At 60.1% G+C, this 17,797-nt stretch carries 20 protein-coding genes; 6 read left to right on the top strand and 14 right to left on the bottom strand.

Going from position 1 to position 17,797, the window contains the following annotated elements; translation table 11 throughout:
- The first annotated feature begins 41 nt into the window (after positions 1–41).
- Together BMX59_RS00570 and pdxH are read left to right on the top strand one after the other, a co-directional pair.
- Positions 42–1,214 carry an OmpA family protein gene (locus tag BMX59_RS00570; protein ID WP_093119287.1) on the top strand — a complete coding sequence of 391 codons (1,173 nt, stop codon included), beginning with the start codon at positions 42–44 and terminating at the stop codon, positions 1,212–1,214.
- Between the two features lie 27 nt (positions 1,215–1,241).
- Positions 1,242–1,889: a pyridoxamine 5'-phosphate oxidase gene (gene pdxH / locus BMX59_RS00565; RefSeq protein ID WP_071488840.1), complete on the top strand. Its 648-nt coding sequence runs from the start codon at positions 1,242–1,244 to the stop codon at positions 1,887–1,889.
- A 36-nt stretch (positions 1,890–1,925) separates the two neighbouring features.
- Here pdxH and BMX59_RS00560 read toward each other — a convergent pair whose 3' ends face one another.
- Positions 1,926–2,186 carry a hypothetical protein gene (locus BMX59_RS00560; RefSeq protein WP_092241224.1) on the bottom strand — a complete coding sequence of 87 codons (261 nt, stop codon included), beginning with the start codon at positions 2,184–2,186 and terminating at the stop codon, positions 1,926–1,928.
- Between the two features lie 157 nt (positions 2,187–2,343).
- Between BMX59_RS00560 and BMX59_RS00555 the strand changes: the two genes are divergently transcribed.
- Positions 2,344–2,808: an outer membrane lipoprotein gene (locus tag BMX59_RS00555; RefSeq protein ID WP_093119284.1), complete on the top strand. Its 465-nt coding sequence runs from the start codon at positions 2,344–2,346 to the stop codon at positions 2,806–2,808.
- Between the two features lie 72 nt (positions 2,809–2,880).
- Here the strand turns inward: BMX59_RS00555 and nhaA are convergent, their stop codons facing one another.
- Positions 2,881–4,068, bottom strand: a complete 1,188-nt coding sequence (gene nhaA, locus BMX59_RS00550; RefSeq protein WP_093119282.1) for a Na+/H+ antiporter NhaA — start codon at positions 4,066–4,068, stop codon at positions 2,881–2,883.
- Positions 4,069–4,284: 216 nt separating this feature from the next.
- Between nhaA and BMX59_RS00545 the strand changes: the two genes are divergently transcribed.
- On the top strand, positions 4,285–5,379 hold the full coding sequence (locus BMX59_RS00545; RefSeq protein ID WP_092241228.1) for a PLP-dependent cysteine synthase family protein: 1,095 nt from the start codon (positions 4,285–4,287) through the stop codon (positions 5,377–5,379).
- 42 nt (positions 5,380–5,421) lie between these two features.
- On the opposite strand, the gene BMX59_RS00540 is transcribed toward BMX59_RS00545, so the two are convergent.
- Positions 5,422–7,035, bottom strand: a complete 1,614-nt coding sequence (locus BMX59_RS00540; RefSeq protein WP_093119279.1) for an NAD(P)/FAD-dependent oxidoreductase — start codon at positions 7,033–7,035, stop codon at positions 5,422–5,424.
- 106 nt (positions 7,036–7,141) lie between these two features.
- Positions 7,142–7,813, bottom strand: coding sequence for a COG3650 family protein (locus BMX59_RS00535; protein ID WP_093119277.1), 672 nt, complete (start codon positions 7,811–7,813; stop codon positions 7,142–7,144).
- Between the two features lie 181 nt (positions 7,814–7,994).
- On the opposite strand from BMX59_RS00535, the gene BMX59_RS00530 reads away from it, so the two are divergent.
- Positions 7,995–8,375 (top strand): hypothetical protein, encoded by a 381-nt coding sequence (locus BMX59_RS00530; protein WP_092241234.1) that lies wholly within the window; start codon positions 7,995–7,997, stop codon positions 8,373–8,375.
- Here the strand turns inward: BMX59_RS00530 and BMX59_RS00525 are convergent.
- The gene (locus tag BMX59_RS00525; RefSeq protein WP_092241236.1) at positions 8,360–8,959 is read right to left on the bottom strand and encodes a short chain dehydrogenase; all 600 of its coding nucleotides are present in this window, start codon (positions 8,957–8,959) and stop codon (positions 8,360–8,362) included. The genes BMX59_RS00530 and BMX59_RS00525 overlap by 16 nt on opposite strands.
- 103 nt (positions 8,960–9,062) lie before the next feature.
- Between BMX59_RS00525 and BMX59_RS00520 the strand changes: the two genes are divergently transcribed.
- Entirely contained in the window at positions 9,063–9,971 is a 909-nt protein-coding gene (locus BMX59_RS00520; protein ID WP_092241238.1) for a LysR family transcriptional regulator, read from the top strand.
- Here BMX59_RS00520 and BMX59_RS00515 read toward each other — a convergent pair.
- The 9 genes from BMX59_RS00515 to BMX59_RS00475 all read right to left on the bottom strand — a co-directional run bounded on the left by BMX59_RS00515 (position 9,968) and on the right by BMX59_RS00475 (position 17,628).
- The gene (locus BMX59_RS00515; RefSeq protein ID WP_092241240.1) at positions 9,968–10,453 is read right to left on the bottom strand and encodes a DoxX family protein; all 486 of its coding nucleotides are present in this window, start codon (positions 10,451–10,453) and stop codon (positions 9,968–9,970) included. The genes BMX59_RS00520 and BMX59_RS00515 overlap by 4 nt on opposite strands.
- On the bottom strand, positions 10,450–11,226 hold the full coding sequence (locus BMX59_RS00510) for an HvfC/BufC N-terminal domain-containing protein (protein WP_093119274.1): 777 nt from the start codon (positions 11,224–11,226) through the stop codon (positions 10,450–10,452). The genes BMX59_RS00515 and BMX59_RS00510 overlap by 4 nt, the downstream gene beginning before the upstream one ends.
- Positions 11,223–12,101 (bottom strand): MNIO family bufferin maturase, encoded by an 879-nt coding sequence (locus BMX59_RS00505; protein WP_093119272.1) that lies wholly within the window; start codon positions 12,099–12,101, stop codon positions 11,223–11,225. Before BMX59_RS00505 ends, BMX59_RS00510 begins: the two co-directional genes overlap by 4 nt.
- Positions 12,102–12,124: 23 nt before the next feature.
- The gene (locus BMX59_RS00500) at positions 12,125–12,430 is read right to left on the bottom strand and encodes a BufA1 family periplasmic bufferin-type metallophore (RefSeq protein WP_092241246.1); all 306 of its coding nucleotides are present in this window, start codon (positions 12,428–12,430) and stop codon (positions 12,125–12,127) included.
- 200 nt (positions 12,431–12,630) lie between these two features.
- Positions 12,631–13,332: an ABC transporter ATP-binding protein gene (locus BMX59_RS00495; protein WP_017844798.1), complete on the bottom strand. Its 702-nt coding sequence runs from the start codon at positions 13,330–13,332 to the stop codon at positions 12,631–12,633.
- A 1-nt stretch (position 13,333) separates the two neighbouring features.
- On the bottom strand, positions 13,334–14,101 hold the full coding sequence (gene livG, locus BMX59_RS00490) for a high-affinity branched-chain amino acid ABC transporter ATP-binding protein LivG (RefSeq protein WP_016975067.1): 768 nt from the start codon (positions 14,099–14,101) through the stop codon (positions 13,334–13,336).
- Complete coding sequence (locus tag BMX59_RS00485; RefSeq protein ID WP_058425230.1) at positions 14,098–15,351, bottom strand: high-affinity branched-chain amino acid ABC transporter permease LivM; 1,254 nt, start codon at positions 15,349–15,351, stop codon at positions 14,098–14,100. Before BMX59_RS00485 ends, livG begins: the two co-directional genes overlap by 4 nt.
- Complete coding sequence (gene livH / locus BMX59_RS00480; protein ID WP_071488852.1) at positions 15,348–16,271, bottom strand: high-affinity branched-chain amino acid ABC transporter permease LivH; 924 nt, start codon at positions 16,269–16,271, stop codon at positions 15,348–15,350. Before livH ends, BMX59_RS00485 begins: the two co-directional genes overlap by 4 nt.
- A gap of 229 nt (positions 16,272–16,500) precedes the next feature.
- A complete protein-coding gene (locus BMX59_RS00475; protein ID WP_058425228.1) occupies positions 16,501–17,628 on the bottom strand; it encodes a branched-chain amino acid ABC transporter substrate-binding protein in 1,128 nt (375 codons plus the stop codon).
- Between the last annotated feature and the right edge of the window lie 169 nt (positions 17,629–17,797).

Here is a 17,797-nt window from a genome sequence, read left to right as displayed (position 1 = left end):
TCATCTAGATCCCTGGTTTTTTCTCATTTTGTGGATATCTCATGTTATCGAACAAGTCCTTGGCTCTTGCGCTATGTCTCACTATTACCGGTTGCGCACAAACTCCACAAAATGATGCCGAGGGCGGGCATTGGTGGTCATTTGGATCCGATAAGGCCTCGACCAAGGACGCATTGACCCAGGCCGACACCAAGCCGGAAGCTAAGCCAGACGCCAAGCCAGACGCCAAGCCGGCTGCAGGCGTCAAGCCTGCAGCACCGGTAGCTGCCGCCGCCGCAGCACCAGCTTCGGCTCCAGCTCCCGCCGCCAAGGCGGACACCGGTTCCAGCTGGTGGCCGTTTTCCTCCAAGAGCGCCGATGAGAAGGCAGCCGATGCGAAGGCCGACCTGAAAGCCGACCTGAAGGCCGCTGATCCAGCCCCAGCAGTCGCCAAGACCGACACCGAAACCCACTGGTGGTGGCCGTTCGAAAGCAAACCCAAGCCATTGGCCAAGGTCGACGTGACCAACGTGCCGATGCCCGACCCGAAAATCACCCAAGCCTGGCTGGACGACTATGAGCCGCGTCTGCGTGCGGCTATCAAGGACAGCAACCTGCAACTCGAGCGTCGCGACAACGTGCTCGTGGTGATTGCCCCGGTTGATGGTTCCTACAACCCGAAACGCCCGGCCATGCTGCTGCCGGTCACCCTCGGTCCGTTCACCCGGGTTGCCAAGGCCGTTGAAGCCGATCCGAAGACTGCCGTGCTGGTACTGGGTCACGTCGATGCCACCGGCACCGCCCCGGCCAGCCAGGCGCTGACCAAGGAGCGTGCACAGTCCATCGCCTCGATCTTCAGCCTCAGCGGTTTGAAGCAGGACCGCCTGATGCTGCGCGGCATGGGCGACCTGATGCCACGTGCCGCCAACGACAGCAGCCAGGGCCGCGCCTTGAACCGTCGCATGGAAATCATGTTCACCCAGCGCACTACCATGCTGGCGCTGCTGAGCAAATATCAGTCGGGCAAGACCCCGCCTGTCGCCGAAATGGTGGCGGTGCAGGATGTTCCAGCTCCGGCTCCAGCCGCCAAGGCCCCGGCCAAGAAGGCTTCGACCGCCAAGAAAGCGGCTGCCAAGCCAGCGGCCAAGAAAGCCCCGGCCAAGCCAGCGGCGAAAAAAGCGGCACCCGCCAAAGCCAAGGCTGCTGCACCGGCAAACGACCAGGCGAAAAACTGATCTGCTGAACCAGAAGGATAAAGCCGCATGACCCAGGCACTGGCCGATATGCGCCGTGACTACACACGGGATGGCTTGAGCGAGGCCCAGGCCCCGAGCGAGCCGTTTGCCTTGTTCCACCAGTGGTTTGCCGACGCGGTGAAAACCGAGCAGCCACCGGTTGAGGCCAATGCAATGACCTTGGCCACGGTCGACCAGGACGGTCGCCCGCACTGCCGCATCCTGTTGCTCAAGGGCCTGGATGCGCAGGGCTTTACCTTCTTCACCAATTATCAGAGCGCCAAGGGCCAACAGCTTGCGGCGCGGCCGTTTGCAGCCATGACGTTTTTCTGGCCGACCCTGGAGCGCCAAGTGCGCATTGAGGGTCGAGTGGTGAAGGTCACGCCTGAAGAGTCGGATGCTTATTATCAGGTTCGTCCCTTGGGCAGCCGCCTGGGGGCATGGGCGTCTCCGCAAAGCCAGGTCATCCGTGACCGGGAAGAGCTGCAGGACCTGCTCAAGGCTACCGAGCAGCGTTTCAGCGATACCCAGCCTGACTGCCCGGAGCACTGGGGTGGTTATCGCCTGTTACCCGAGCGCATCGAGTTCTGGCAAGGCCGCGCCAGCCGCTTGCATGACCGCCTGAACTATCGCCTGCAAGGGGCCGACTGGACCCGCGAACGCCTGGCACCCTGAGCTGCACCTTTCGTCACTCCGCTTGAATGATGCCTGTCACCCCGACGTCTCTATTGAAGAGGCTTCGGGCGTGTACTGCTGTGCCGCGTTCTTCAGCCAGTGAGGCAAGTGGGACCGTTTGATCTTCAAGCGGCGAGCCTCTTGCAGCTGTTGCAGCATGAAGGTGCGCTTGTGCAGATCATTACCCGCCAGCGACAGTGCCAGGTCACGGTCTATCCAACGCCTGATGCGCAGGTACAACCAGGCATGGAAATACAGTCCCGCAAGGGTTGTGACTACAATGATGAAGTAATCCATGAAGATCCCGGTTGAGAGAGCAGCGCTACCGTTCGTCTGTTTTTCTGGTGTGGGCAGTCTGTACTAAGGCTGAATGAAAGCAATTTTCTGCGGTGCTTGCCGTGACAGGCGTCAAGCTGCAGCGTTTAATGACCACCTGTCCTTTGGAGTTGATGCTATGCGTAAGTCTGTTTTACTGGTTGCCTGCTTTACTACCCTGTCGTTGCTGCTGGGTGGCTGCGCCTCGAGTCTGACCGGCGACTCGTACTCCCGTGACGAGGCGCGTCGTGTCCAGACCGTGCGTATGGGGACCATCGAATCCCTGCGTCCGGTGAAAATCGAAGGCACCAAGACCCCAATCGGCGGCGCTGCCGGCGCCGTTATCGGCGGTGTTGGCGGCAGTGCCATCGGCGGTGGCCGTGGCAGTATCGTGACCGCGGTGATCGGCGCTGTTGCTGGCGGCCTGCTGGGTTCGGCCACCGAAGAAGGCCTGACCCGTACCCAAGGTGTGGAAATCACCGTGCGCGAAGACGACGGCAGCATACGTGCCTACGTGCAGGCCGTGCAGGAGAATGAAATCTTCCGCATCGGCGACCGCGTACGCATCATGACCGTTGACGGTACCAGCCGCGTTACTCGCTAACCGTCGGTTGTAGAAACACAAAACCCCAACCGGGTGACTGGTTGGGGTTTTTGGTTTTCGAGGCTGTCAAATTCAAACCTGAGGTGCGGCCTTTTTACGACTCGCCATTGCCGTCACCGCATACCCGATACACGCCGCCAGTATCGACCCGGTCAAAATCCCCATCCGGTCTTCCCCGGCAAACTCACTGGCCCCCGGTACGAATGCCAGGGAGCCAACAAACAGGCTCATGGTAAAGCCGATACCGCACAGGATCGCCACGCCGAATACCTGGCCCCAGTTCGCGCCGCTGGGCAGGGCGGCCAGGCCGGTCTTGATGGCCAGCCAGGTAAGGCCGAACACACCGATGGTCTTGCCGATCAGCAGGCCCGCGGCGATGCCCATGGGCACATGGTGGGTGAAGCTTTCCAGGCTTACGCCGGTCAAGGACACGCCGGCGTTGGCAAAGGCGAACAGCGGCAGGATGCCGTAGGCCACCCAGGGGTGCAGGGCATGTTCCAGCGTGAGCAGCGGCGAGGGCTCGGCGTTTTTGGTGCGCATCGGGATGCAGAACGCCAATGTCACACCGGCCAGCGTTGCGTGCACACCACTCTTTAGGACGCACACCCACAGGATCAGCCCGACGATCAGGTACGGCCCGAGCTTGATCACGCCCAGGCGGTTCATCGCGATCAACCCAATCAGGCAGGCGCCCGCACCCGCCAGGGCGGCACCGGACAGATCGGCAGAATAGAACACGGCGATCACGATGATCGCGCCGAGGTCGTCAATGATCGCCAGGGTCATCAGGAACAGTTTCAGCGACACCGGCACGCGTTTGCCCAGCAAGGCCAGTACGCCGAGGGCGAAGGCAATGTCGGTGGCCATGGGAATCGCCCAACCGGAAAGCGCGGCGGGGTAGTCCTTGTTGATCGCCCAGTAGATCAGCGCCGGCACCACCATGCCGCCGATGGCCGCGGCGCCAGGCAGCACCACTTGCGAGGGCTTGGACAGGTGGCCGTCGAGCAACTCGCGCTTGACCTCCAGGCCGATCAGCAGGAAGAACAGAGCCATCAGGCCATCATTGATCCACAGCAGGGCGGGCTTGGCGATTTTCAGCGCGCCGATCTGCGCCACCACCGGCACATCGAGAAACGCGCTGTACAGGTGCGACAACGGTGAATTGTTGATGATCAGCGCCAAGGCCGCAGCCGCGATCAACAACAGACCGCTGGCGGCTTCCAGCTGGAAGAAACGGGTGAAAGTGCTACGCAGAGGCAAGGGATGCTCTCCAATCCAGGTTCAATAGGTGGGTACCCTAACCCGTACCGTTAGTTGTTAAAACAAAAGTTATATTCTTATTTGTTATAAGTGGCTGGCTGGGGTGATGTTGCCGCCAAGCCTAGCAATTGTGTGTCTGATTGAGTCGGTACTGTATCTGTGTGGCGTGTAGGAAACCCCCTAAAATCAGGGCTGACACCTTCAGAGAAACTCTCCATGAGCGACCACCGTCCCTGGGCCCGCGAAGCCATTCGTATCATTGAAGCAGACTTCCAGCGTAGTGCCGATACGCACCTGATTCCCTTGCCGTTACCAGGATTGCCGGGTATCGAGTTGTACTTCAAGGACGAGTCCAGCCATCCCACCGGCAGCCTGAAGCATCGGCTGGCACGCTCGTTGTTCCTGTACGCATTGTGTAATGGATGGCTCAAGCCTGGTGCGCCGGTGATCGAAGCATCCAGTGGCTCGACGGCGATTTCCGAAGCCTACTTTGCGCGTCTGCTGGGTTTGCCGTTTATTGCGGTAATGCCAGCCACCACGTCCCAGGAAAAAATCGCACAGATTGCCTTCTACGGCGGCAAGAGCCACCTGGTACAGGACCCCACGCAGATCTACGCCGAATCCGAACGCCTGGCGCGGGAAAGCGGTGGTCATTTCATGGACCAGTTCACCTACGCCGAACGTGCCACCGACTGGCGGGCGAACAACAATATTGCCGAGTCGATCTTCCAGCAAATGCGTTTCGAGCAGCATCCGGAGCCGAGCTGGTTGATCTCCAGCCCCGGCACCGGCGGCACCACCGCTACGCTCGGTCGTTATGTGCGTTATCGCCAGCATTGCACCCGCGTGTTGTGTGCCGATGCGCAGCGTTCGGTGTTCTTTGATTTCTACCAGAGTGGTGATGCCAGTTTGCGCCTGGACTGCGGTTCGCGGATTGAAGGCATTGGCCGACCACGGGTCGAGGCATCGTTTTTGCCCAAGGTCATCGATGCGATGGTCAAGGTACCGGATGCCCTGTCGCTGGCGGCCATGCATTACCTGGCCGACCGGCTGGGACGACGGGTCGGTGGCTCCAGCGGGACCAACCTGATTGGTGCCCTGGTGGCGGCGCAGCAGATGAAAGCGGAGGGGGAGTCGGGGTCGATCGTGGCGATATTGTGTGACGGTGGTGAGCGGTATGCGACGACGTACTACGATCAGGCCTGGCTGGCGGGGCAGGGTTATGAATTGGACGGTTTGATTGCGGCTGTTGCTGCCAGTGTCGAACGGGGCGAGCCGTTGCCGGACAGCATCTTGCGCGCCAATATCTGAACCCGTAGGAGCCCGGCTTGCCGGGCTCCTACGGGTTATGTGTCAGCCGTGCAGCCCCAGCATATCCCGCGCCAACGCCTCTGCAATCCGAATCCCATCCACGCCCGCCGATAGAATCCCACCGGCGTAACCAGCGCCTTCACCGGCAGGGAACAGCCCTTTCACGTTCAAGCTCTGCATCGATTCGTTACGGGTGATCCGCAACGGTGATGAGGTGCGCGTCTCGATACCCGTCAACACCGCGTCGTGCAGCGAGTAGCCCTTGATCTGCTTCTCGAACGCTGGCAACGCTTCGCGGATCGCTTCAATGGCGAAGTCGGGCAAGGCCAGGGCCAAATCGCCAAGAGACACGCCAGGTTTGTAGGAAGGCTCCACGCTGCCAATCGCGGTGGACGGCTTGCCAGCGATGAAATCACCTACCAGTTGTGCGGGAGCCTCGTAGTTGCTGCCGCCGAGGACATAGGCGTGGGACTCCAGGCGTTCCTGCAACTCGATACCGGCCAGCGGGCCGCCTGGGTAGTCCACCTCTGGGGTGATACCGACCACGATGCCGGAGTTGGCGTTGCGCTCGTTGCGCGAGTACTGGCTCATGCCGTTGGTGACCACGCGGTTCGGCTCGGAAGTCGCCGCCACCACGGTGCCGCCCGGGCACATGCAGAAGCTGTACACCGAGCGGCCGTTCTTGGCGTGGTGCACCAGCTTGTAGTCGGCGGCGCCGAGTTTCGGGTGCCCGGCGTATTTGCCCAGGCGCGCGGCGTCGATCAGCGACTGCGGATGTTCGATACGGAAACCCACCGAGAACGGCTTGGCTTCCATGTACACGCCACGGGAGTGGAGCATGCGGAAGGTGTCACGGGCGCTATGGCCCAAGGCCAGGATCACATGTTTGGAAAGGATCTGTTCGCCGCCATCAATGACCACCCCATTCAACTGGCCGTCTTCGATCAGCACATCGGTCACCCGCTGCTCGAAGCGCACTTCACCGCCCAGGGCGATGATCTGCTCGCGCATGTTTTCCACCACGCCGGTCAGGCGGAACGTGCCGATGTGCGGTTTACTGACGTAGAGGATTTCTTCCGGCGCACCGGCCTTGACGAACTCGTGCAGCACTTTGCGGCCGTGGAATTTCGGGTCCTTGATCTGGCTGTACAGCTTGCCGTCGGAAAAGGTCCCGGCGCCGCCTTCACCGAACTGCACGTTGGACTCGGGGTTGAGCACGCTTTTGCGCCACAGGCCCCAGGTGTCCTTGGTGCGCTGGCGCACTTCCTTGCCGCGCTCGAGGATGATCGGCTTGAAGCCCATCTGCGCCAGCAGCAGCCCGGCGAAGATTCCACAGGGGCCAAAGCCGACGACGATCGGGCGTTCGGTCAGGCCTTGCGGTGCCTGGCCTACGACCTTGTAGCTGACATCGGGCGCCGGGTTGACGTTGTGGTCGTCGGCGAATTTGAGCAGCAGGGCGGCTTCGCCCTTTACGTTCAGGTCGATGGTGTAGATGAAGCACAGTTCCGACGACTTCTTGCGCGCATCGTAGCTGCGTTTGAACAGGGTGAAATCGAGCAGGTCATCACTGGCGATGCCCAGGCGCTGCACGATGGCAGGCCGCAGGTCTTCTTCGGGATGGTCGATGGGCAGCTTGAGTTCGGTGATTCGTAACATGACGGGATCCGGTAGGCGGCGGGCAGAGAGGCCGGCTGTTTTGCAAACCGGCGATTATAAGCCCCAATGACCGTTTCCCGTCATGTTAAAACAGCATGGCGTCGCGTCAGTCGTCGCGCGAGCCGCCGAACGATGCGCAACCGCGCTGGACCTGGCCATTGACGCGCAACTCGGCGGTCATGTGTTGCAAACTGCCGCTGACCGGGTCGACACAACGCTGCGGCGCCACCCACAATTCCACGTGCTGATTGTTGGCCTCGGTCATCAGGTTAAAGCGACCGTCACCGATTTGCTCTTCCACATAGGGCACCGCCAGTGGTGGCTGGCCTTCGCGTTCCAGCACCAGGCCCTTGGCGGTCACGTTCATCACCCAGGTCGGCTTGTGGCCGTTGGCGCGCAGGATCATGCGCTTGAAGTCCGGGTCGCCGCAGGCCGAGGTCGAGCGCTCGACGCGGTAGAGTTGTTGCAGGTCGACGCTGCCCTCGGTGCCGCTGGCAACCCCGGAGAACTTGCCGCGCAGGTCGGCAAACAACGCGCCTTGCTGACCGGCCAGGGAGGCCGCTTCCTGCAGGATGCTGGTGCCACCGGTGTCGTTGACCACGTAGTTGCGTTTGTCGTTGCACGGCTGGAACAGCAGTTTGCCGCCAACCGCAGTCAGTTCACCCTGCATGCGCGTCAGCCCGGCCAGCGACGGCTTGGCAGGATCACTCTCGAACATTTGGCAGGCAGCGAACAAGGGAAGCAGGGCAAGCAGGAACAGGGTATGGGCGGCACGCATTATCGGGTCTCCAGGCAAGTGCCGTCACGTTACTCAGGCCGGCGCCGCATCACAAGCCCGGGACATGGTTTGAACCATCGGCCCGGAACGGATGGGAAAAGTAGCGCCGCCGATCAGGCGTTTCCTACACTTGGGTTTGGAGAGGCATGAGAACGTCGAGCTCTTTTGAGTGGGAGCAGCAATGAATATCAAATGGTGTATCTGTGTGCTCATGCTCTGGGCCAATGCAGCCTTCTCAGGCGAGCCCGCCCAGCTCTCCTACTCGTCAGCCACCGATTTCACGGATATTTCGGTGATACTCAAGGGAAGTGAGCACCCTGTGCCGGGTTATGTCGAAGTGAATGTTTCACTGAGCCCAGAGGCGACAGCAAGGACAAAATCCATCACGTTGCTGGCCTACCTAAAGTACGTCACATTTTATGTAGACGGGTATCAGATAAGTACGGTCCGGGTTCACAGCCAACTGGGCGGGGCGTTAAGGCTTATAGCCCCGCGTGCGCTGGTGGTTGAGTGGATGTCTCAGTTATCACCTGAGACAGTTGCCGCTCAACCGACGATGTAGGTCTGCCCGGTCTGCAAACCCTCGACACTCTTCGCGTAGGCCAACGCCACGTCAGCACCTGCCGCGGGTTTGAAACCACGAAAATACGGTGCATAGCTGCCCATGGCTTCCACCAGCACTGTCGGGCTGACAGCATTTACGCGCAGGCCTCGTGGCAGCTCGATGGCGGCCGCTTTGACGAAGGCATCGATGGCGCCATTGACCAATGCAGCCGAGGCGCCGGTGCGGATCGGGTCGCGGTTGAGGATGCCGCTGGTGAAGGTGAACGAGGCACCATCGTTGGCGAACTCACGGCCGATCAGCAGCAGATTGACCTGGCCCATCAGCTTGTCACGCAAGCCCAGCTCGAAATCGCTCTCGCTCATTTCGCCCAATGCCACGAAGTTCACGCTGCCTGCTGCGCAGACCAGGGCGTCGAATTTACCGGTCTGTTCGAACAGCTTGCGGATCGACGCGCTGTCGCTGATATCCACCTGGAAGTCACCGCTGCTGCGGCCGATGCTGATCACCTCGTGACGCTGAGCCAGTTCCGCCTTGACCGCCGAGCCGACGGTGCCGCTGGCGCCAATCAATAGGATTTTCATGGTGCTGTTCCTCCGGGAGTAAGTGAAGGTTCAGTCTAGAGTGGCTTTTTTGCTGGATAAACGCGCTAATAGGCAACCTTTGGTTTTCTTTTGGAAACAATCCATGAGCGAGATGGATGACTTGGCAGCCTTTGCCGTGCTGATCGAAGCCGGCAGTTTTACCGTCGCCGCCGAGCAACTGGGCTGTAGCAAAGGGCAATTGTCCAAGCGTATCAGCCAGATGGAAGCGCGGTTCTCTGTGGTGTTGCTGCACCGCACCACGCGCAGGCTCAGCCTGACGGCAGCCGGTGCGGCCTTGTTGCCCCAGGCCCAGGCCCTGGTGGTGCAGGTGGATCGTGCACGTCAGGCATTGGCCCGGCTCAAGGACGATCTTGCCGGGCCAGTGCGCATGACGGTGCCAGTGTCCTTGGGGGAAACCTTTTTTGATGGGCTGCTGCTGGAGTTTTCCAAGCAATACCCGCAGGTGCAAATTGAGCTGGAGCTCAATAACAACTATCGAGACCTGGCGCGAGATGGGTTCGACCTGGGGGTACGCTCAGGTTCCATTGAGAGCGAGCGCCTGGTGGTCAAGCCGTTGCTGGCCTGGCGTGAGATGACTTGCGCCAGCCCGGCTTACCTTGAGCAACACGGCGAACCTGAGACGCCGGCCGACCTGGCCAACCATGCTTGCCTGCTCAACAGCCACTACAGCGGCCGTGAAGAGTGGTTGTACCACCAGCAGCACGAATTACTGCGAGTACGCGTCAGCGGCACCTTTGCGTCCAACCACTACAACCTGCTGAAAAAGGCTGCGCTGGTGGGAGCGGGCATTGCACGGCTGCCGTCCTACGTGTTGCCGACGGAATTGGCGGAAGGCCGATTGCGTTGGCTCCTGCGCGATTATCAGACGCGCAGCATGCCGATGTACCTGGTGCATCCGTATCAGGGCGGCTTGCCGCGTCGCACCCAGGTGTTGGCCGACTACCTGGTGGAGTGGTTCAAGCGTAGCGGCGAAGCCCTGGACCGCCTTTAACGGTAGCGGCGAGCGATGAGGTGATCGATCGACAAGCGACCCGGGCCTTTCGCGACCAGCAACAGCAATAACGCGAGCCAGGTGCCATGGGTTGGGTAAGCATCCGGGTAGACAAACAATTGAATGGTCAGAGTCATGCCGATCAGAGCCAGGGCCGAGAAGCGCGTGGCGAACCCGACAAGGATCAGCACCGGGAAAAAGTGCTCGGCAAACGCAGCCAAGTGCGCTGCGACTTCCGGCGATAGCAACGGCACATGGTATTCGCTGCGAAACAGCGGCAGCGTCGAGGCCGCGAGGCGCGGTTCACCGAATTGGAAGGTGCCGTTGATCAGGTCCACGGCAAAGCCTTCGACTTTGGTTTGTCCGGATTTCCAGAACACCGCGGCAATCGAAAAGCGCGCGAGAAAGGCGATCAGGCTGTAGGGAATTTGCTCGAAAAGCGCGATGACCTGATTGATCAGACCCGAAGGGTGAGTGTTCATGGCGATACCTCTTGTTCTGGATGCAGATGAGTAATGGCGTTGTGGCTGATCAGCAGCGCCAGGCATTGGTGCAAGTCAAACTGGGCGTCAGCCTCAAGCGCGCGCTCCACGGCGTTTTCCAAGGTCGCGCCCCGGGCCAGGCTGTTGATGAACGCCACTGCATCAGGGCTGACGGCGAATACCTTGACTTCCAGACCCTGGCGCAACACCAGGGCACTCTGTGCCTGCCTGGGATCCAGGTTTTCCAGACCTCCCTCGGTCTGGTGCGCCGCCCACAGCGCTACTACGCCATAGGCTGAATCCAGCGTGGCCAGGGAGGGATGCCATTGCAGGCGCAGCTCGCCCAGTTCCGCTTGTCCTTGCAGCGCTTGCAGTACGGTCTGCTGATCCAGGGGATGCTCGTCCGCCGCGTGGTAGGCCTGTACCCGCAAGCGCTCCAACCGGGCCATGTCTGCGAGGTAAGGCACGCTGGCTGCCGGTTCGAACGTCTCGATGAAGCAGGCGAACGCGCTACCGTACTCGCTCATCAATGGGCTGGTGGGCGGGTGCGCCTGTGCATAAAGGCCGGCCATGGCGCGGAAAAACGCGTCGCCCACCAGTTGCAATGTCACGGGATAAGCCGCCGCCAAGGCGTTGATCAGTGAGCTGTGCACATTGTTGCGGTACACCGCGAAGCGGCTGGCCGGATCGGCGCCGTTACTGCTGAAAAGGCCATCGGGGCAAGGCAGTTCGGGTGCCAACAAGGCGGCGGTAAAAGCGTCATGCCGGCTCATGGCGTCACCTGTGAAAGATGCCATTCGGCTTGTCGGGCCTCGGCTTGCAGCACGCTGAACGCGGGCAACTGGTTATCCCGCTCGATCAGCGTTGCCACTGGACCGATGCGTGCCAGTACCGACTCGTAGAGTTGCCACACGGCGTTATCGATAGGGGCGCCGTGGTCATCGATCAACAAGCGATCACCCAGGCTGTCGGTGTCTTCGGCAAACCCGGCCAGATGAATCTCTCCCACCGTGTGCAACGGCAAGGCATCGATGTAGGACTGCGGATCACGTTGATGATTGATGCAGGACACGTACACGTTATTCACATCCAGCAGCAAGCCACAGCCGGTACGGCGAATGATTTCACTGATGAAGTCGGTTTCGTCCAGGGTGGAGCGTTGGAATTGCAGGTAGGTCGACGGGTTTTCCAGCAGCATCGTGCGCTTGAGCGTGCTTTGCACCTGGTCTACGTGTTCGCACACCCGTTGCAGGGTGGCGTTGTCGTAAGCCAGGGGCAGCAGGTCATTGAGAAACACCGGGCCGTGGCTGGACCAGGCCAGGTGTTCGGAAAAGGAATGAGGTTGATAGCGCTCGATCAGTGCCGCCAACCGTGCCAGGTGCTCACGGCCCGGTGGGGCTTCGCCACCGATGGACAGGCCCACACCGTGCAAGGACAGTGGGTACTGTGCGCGGATCAACCCCAGGTAATGATGAAACGGGCCGCCGGCCACCATGTAGTTTTCGGCGTGCACTTCAAAAAAACCGATATCGGGTGAGGTCTCGAGCACTTCAATGAAGTGCTCATGCTTGAGCCCCAGTCCGGCCCGGCCGGGAAGGCCGGGCGCCTGAGCCTGGGAGACGGCTGGCAGGGATGAAAGAGTCATCATCAGTACTCAGGTTTTGCGAGGGATCAGGATTTGGCGGTGAATGCCGCTTCCTGGCCATAACCGGTCGGCGAGGTGGAGCTCGGGGTTTTGAGGCAAGTGCCGGCAGGAACCAGCTTCCAGGCGTTGGCCTGGTCTTTGACTTTCGAAGTACCGGCGCAGGAAGTGCCGGCGCCTGCAGCGCAATCGTTCTTGCCGGCTTCAGCGACGCCGTAGCATTTTTGCATGTCGTCGGCAGCATGGGCGGTGGTGGTCAGAGTGGATAGGCTCAGGGCAGAACCCAAGGCCAGGATCAGGGAAGCTGCAGACAGGGAACGGTTCGAAGTTTTCATGGTGTTTCTCCAGTTTGATAAGGTGAGTCAAGGAAGCGATGATGCATGCTTAACCTACTAGAGAACGTCGAGATTCGTACGTTACAGACGGTTTTGAAATTTCTTTTATTTTTGTAGGAAATTGAACTGTTGTGTCGAGATGACCGTTCTAGCACCCATAAAAAAACGGCCTGTAAAGGCCGTTTTCAGGAGCAGAACGATTACCCGCCCAAGTACGCTTCACGTACCTTCGGATCGGTCAGCAACTGCTCGCCCGTGCCCTGCATCACCACCCGGCCGTTTTCCAGCACATAGGCGCGGTCAGCAATCTTCAAGGCCTGGTTGGCGTTCTGTTCCACCAGGAACACCGTCACACCGTCCTTGCGCAGTTGTTCGATGATGTCGAAGATCTGCTGGATGATGATCGGCGCCAGGCCCAGGGAAGGTTCGTCCAGCAGCAACAGCTTGGGCTTGCTCATCAGCGCCCGGCCGATGGCGAGCATTTGCTGCTCGCCGCCGGACATGGTGCCGCCGCGCTGGCTGAAGCGTTCCTTGAGCCGAGGGAACAGGTGCAGCACCTTGTCCATCTGCTCCTGGTAGTCGCCCTTGTCGGTGAAGAAGCCGCCCATGGCGAGGTTTTCTTCGACCGTCAGGCGCGAGAACACGCGGCGGCCTTCCGGCACTACCGCAATGCTTTTGCGCATGATGTGGGACGACTGCTGCCCCACCAGCTCTTCACCCATGTAGCGGATGCTGCCGCTATGGGCCTGGGGCGATCCGCACAAGGTCATCAGCAAGGTCGACTTGCCGGCGCCGTTGGCACCGATCAGCGTGACGATCTCACCTTGGCGCACTTCCACGTTGACGCTGTGCAGGGCCTGGATCTTGCCGTAGAAAGTGGAAACGTTTTCGAATTGCAGCATTTTACGCTTCCCCCAAATAGGCTTTGATCACTTCAGGATTGTCGCGGATCTGCTCCGGTGTCCCGTCGGCCAAAGGCGTGCCCTGGTTGATCACCACGATGTGGTCGGAAATGCTCATGACCAGCTTCATGTCGTGTTCGATCAACAACACCGTGGCGTTGTTTTCTTCACGCAACACGCTGATCAGCGCCTTGAGGTCTTCGGTTTCCTTGGGGTTCAGGCCGGCGGCCGGTTCGTCGAGCATCAGGATCCGCGGACGGGTCATCATGCAGCGGGCGATTTCCAGGCGACGTTGCTGACCGTAGGCCAGGGTGCCAGCAGGGCGGTTGGCAAACTCGGTGAGGTTGACCTTGTCCAGCCAGTACTCGGCGTATTCCATGGCCTCGCGCTCGCTCTTGCGGAACGCCGGGGTCTTGAACAGTCCCGCAAAGAAGTTGGTGTTCAGGTGACGGTGCTGGGCGATCAACAGGTTCTCGACCGCCGTCATGTCCTTGAACAAGCGCACGTTCTGGAAGGTCCGCACCACGCCCTTGCGGGCGATCTCGTGACCGGCCAGGCCCTGGATCGGCTGACCGTCCAGCAGGATGCTGCCACCGCTCGGCTTGTAGAAGCCGGTGAGGCAGTTGAACACCGTGGTCTTGCCGGCCCCGTTGGGGCCGATGAGCGCGACCACTTGTTTCTCTTTCACGGTCAGGGCCACGCCGTTGACCGCCAGCAAGCCGCCGAAGCGCATGCTCAAGTTTTCAACTTTCAGGATCTCGCGGCTCATTTGCGCAGCTCCATGTGTGGGCGTTGCATCGGGAGCAAACCTTGAGGACGCCAGATCATCATCAGCACCATCATGGCGCCGAACATCAACATGCGGTATTCGCTGAACTCACGCATCATTTCCGGTAGCAGGATCATCACGATCGCCGCGAGGATCACGCCCAGTTGCGAGCCCATGCCCCCCAGTACCACGATGGCGAGGATGATCGCCGACTCGATAAAGGTGAACGACTCCGGGGTCACCAGGCCTTGGCGCGCGGCGAAGAAGCTGCCGGCGAAACCGGCGAACGCAGCGCCCAGGGTAAAGGCGGAGAGCTTGATGATGGTCGGGTTCAGGCCCAGTGCGCGGCAGGCGATCTCATCTTCGCGCAGCGCTTCCCATGCACGGCCGATGGGCATGCGCAGCAGGCGGTTGATCACGAACAGGGCGGCCAGTGCCAGCAGCAGCGCCACCAGGTACAGGAACACCACTTTGCTCACCGGGTTGTAGTCGATCCCGAAGTACTCGTGGAACGTCTGCATGCCTTCAGCGGCGGAACGGTCGAACGACAGCCCGAAGAACGTTGGCTTGGGGATGCTGCTGATGCCGTTGGGGCCACCGGTGATATCGGTGAGGTTACGCAGGAACAGGCGGATGATTTCACCGAAGCCCAGGGTCACGATCGCCAGGTAGTCACCGCGCAGGCGCAGCACCGGAAAGCCCAGCAGGAAGCCGAACGTCGCCGCCGCCATGCCAGCCAGTGGCAGGCAGATCCAGAAGCTCCAGCCCAGGTAATGTGAGAGCAGCGCATAGGTGTAGGCACCCACGGCATAGAAGCCCACGTAACCCAGGTCGAGCAGGCCGGCCAGGCCCACCACGATGTTCAGGCCCAGGCCCAGCAACACGTAGATAAGGATCAGGGTGGCGATGTCGACCGCACCGCGCGAGCCGAAGAACGGCCAGATCAACGCGGCGATGATCAGGGCAATGATGATGTAGCGTTGGGTGCGCGGCAGGGTCAGGAATTGGCTGACCTTGGGCGATACCAACGGACCACGGTTGCTCTTGAGCAAGGCATTGAACTGATCGCTGAACAACACGCGCAGGAACATCAGCACCGAACACAGGGCGATGACGGTCAGGGTGACGGGCCCTGTGCCATGCACTTCAAGGTTGATGCCGACAATGCTCAGCTTGAGGCCGAGTACCGGGAAGGCCACGGCCCATACCAGCAAGGCGCTGAAAAACGCCGATTTAAGATATCTGCTCATACTTTCTCAACCTCCGGACGGCCCAGGATGCCGGTCGGACGGAACAACAGCACCAGAACCAACAGGCCGAACGCCACGACGTCCTTGTATTGGTCACCGAAGATATCGGCACCAAAGGCTTCAGCCACACCCAGCACCAGGCCACCGAGCATCGCGCCCGGGATACTGCCGATGCCGCCCAATACCGCCGCGGTGAAAGCCTTTAGGCCTACCAGGAAACCGGCGTTGGGGTTGATCACGCCGTACTGCATGCTCAGCAGCACCGCCGCGACGGCGGCCAGCGCAGCACCGATCACGAAGGTCAGGGCAATGATGTTGTTGGTGTTGATGCCCAACAGGTTGGCCATCTTGATGTCTTCGGCGCAGGCCCGGCAGGCACGCCCCAGACGGGAGCGGGAGATGAACAGGGTCAGGCCCAGCATCGCCACCAGGGTGACGACGAAGACCAGGACCTGCATGTACGAAACCAGCACTTCTTGTGCGCCACCCGGGCCGAAGGAGAAGCTCCCCGGAATCAGGTTGGGAATGGACTTGTCCTTGGAGTCCTGGGACAGCAGTACAGTGTTCTGCAGGAAAATCGACATGCCGATGGCGGAAATCAGCGGGATCAAACGGTTGCTGCCACGCAAGGGACGGTAGGCAACACGCTCGATACTGTAGCCATAGGCACTGGTCACGACGATCGATGCAAGGAACGCAGCGGTCATCAACAGCGGCAGGGAGTGGATACCCAGCATGGCCAGCCCGGCAAGGGCGATGAAGGCCACGTAGGAGCCAATCATGTACACCTCGCCATGGGCGAAGTTAATCATTCCAATGATGCCGTAAACCATTGTGTAGCCAATGGCTATCAAGGCATAGGTGCTGCCAACGGTCATGCCGTTAACCAGCGTTTGGAAAAAATGATAGATCTCAGGCATTACAGCGCTCCTAAAAACCCGATACGCATTTCACTGGTGGAGTCATGTTCCGGCCCCGTGCTGTGTTCTGTGAGCACATTTGCACAAAGCGTTTGCCAGCGAACCGCTGGTGACGGTTTTAAGATTTTCAGGTGAGCCAGCGCCCGGATCGCGGGTGTCAGGCCCATAAACCTCGTAAAACAAAGCCCACTGCTCTCACAGTGGGCTTGTTGGACCAGTAACGCCTGGCTTACTGAGGGGAAACTTCGGTTTTTGGTTTACCGAAGTGCCATTCGTAGACCACGAACTTGAAGTCCTTCAGGTCGCCCTTGGCGTCGAAGCTCAGGTCGCCGGTTGGGGTCTTGAAGGTGCCAGCGTGGATGGCCGCAGCCACTTTGGCGGTGTCTTCGGACTTCGCGGCAGCGATACCGCCGGCGATGACTTCAACAGCCGAGTAGGCCGGGAACACGAACGGACCGGTTGGGTCCTGCTTGTTCTTGGTGAACTCTTCAACGATGGCCTTGTTGGCCGGATCGGTGTCGAACGACTTCGGCAGGGTAACCAGCAGGCCTTCGGAAGCGTTCTGGGCGATTTGCGAGATGGAGTCGTTGCCGACACCTTCCGGGCCCATGAACTTGGCGTTCACGCCTTTTTCCTTGGCTTGGCGCAGGATCAGGCCCAGCTCAGGGTGGTAGCCGCCGTAGTAGACGAAGTCGACGTTGGCTTGCTTGAGCTTCTGAATGAGCGAACCGAAGTCTTTGTCGCCGGCGTTGATGCCTTCGAATAGGGCAACTTTCACGCCTTTCTTCTCGAGGGTCTGTTTAACGGCGGTGGCGATGCCTTCACCGTACTGCTGTTTGTCGTGAATGACCGCAACGACTTTTGGCTTCACGTGGTCGGCGATGTAGTTACCGGCCGCAGGGCCTTGGGCGCTGTCCAGGCCGATGGTGCGGAAGACCAGTTTGTAACCACGGGAAGTGATTTCCGGGCTGGTGGCAGCCGGGGTGATCATGATCACGCCTTCGTCTTCATAGATGTCGGAGGCTGGCTGAGTGGAGCTGGAGCAGAGGTGGCCGACCACGAACTTGACGCCGTCGTTGACCACTTTGTTGGCCACGGCAACGGCTTGTTTAGGATCGCAAGCGTCGTCGTACTCCTTGGCTTCAAGCATTTTGCCGTCGACGCCGCCCTTGGCGTTGATGTCGGCGATGGCTTGCTTGGCACCCATGAATTGCATGTCGCCGTATTGCGTCACAGGACCGGTTTTAGGACCTGCGATACCGATCTTGATGGTGTCGGCTGCGAACGAATGGCCGGCAACCCCAGCCAGGACCATAGCGGCAAACAGTTTGGAAATCTGCTTAGTAGCCTTATTCATAGTGCTCCACTCTTACTGTTGTATTTTTTATAGTTCTAGCGGCCTTGTGAGCTGCAGAACCGGATCAGATATCTCGGATATCCCCCCGGCAGTGCCCTGGCAACTGTACCGGTACAGTGTAGAGCGCCGGTTGATCGCTTGAAAAGCTGGCTGCTGGGGGCAAAACCCG

It is taken from the genome of Pseudomonas sp. NFR09 (assembly GCF_900111535.1).
Classification (GTDB): domain Bacteria; phylum Pseudomonadota; class Gammaproteobacteria; order Pseudomonadales; family Pseudomonadaceae; genus Aquipseudomonas; species Aquipseudomonas extremorientalis.
The sequence above is the reverse complement of the archived record's forward strand: the minus strand, read 5'-3'. Positions and strand labels throughout refer to the sequence as shown.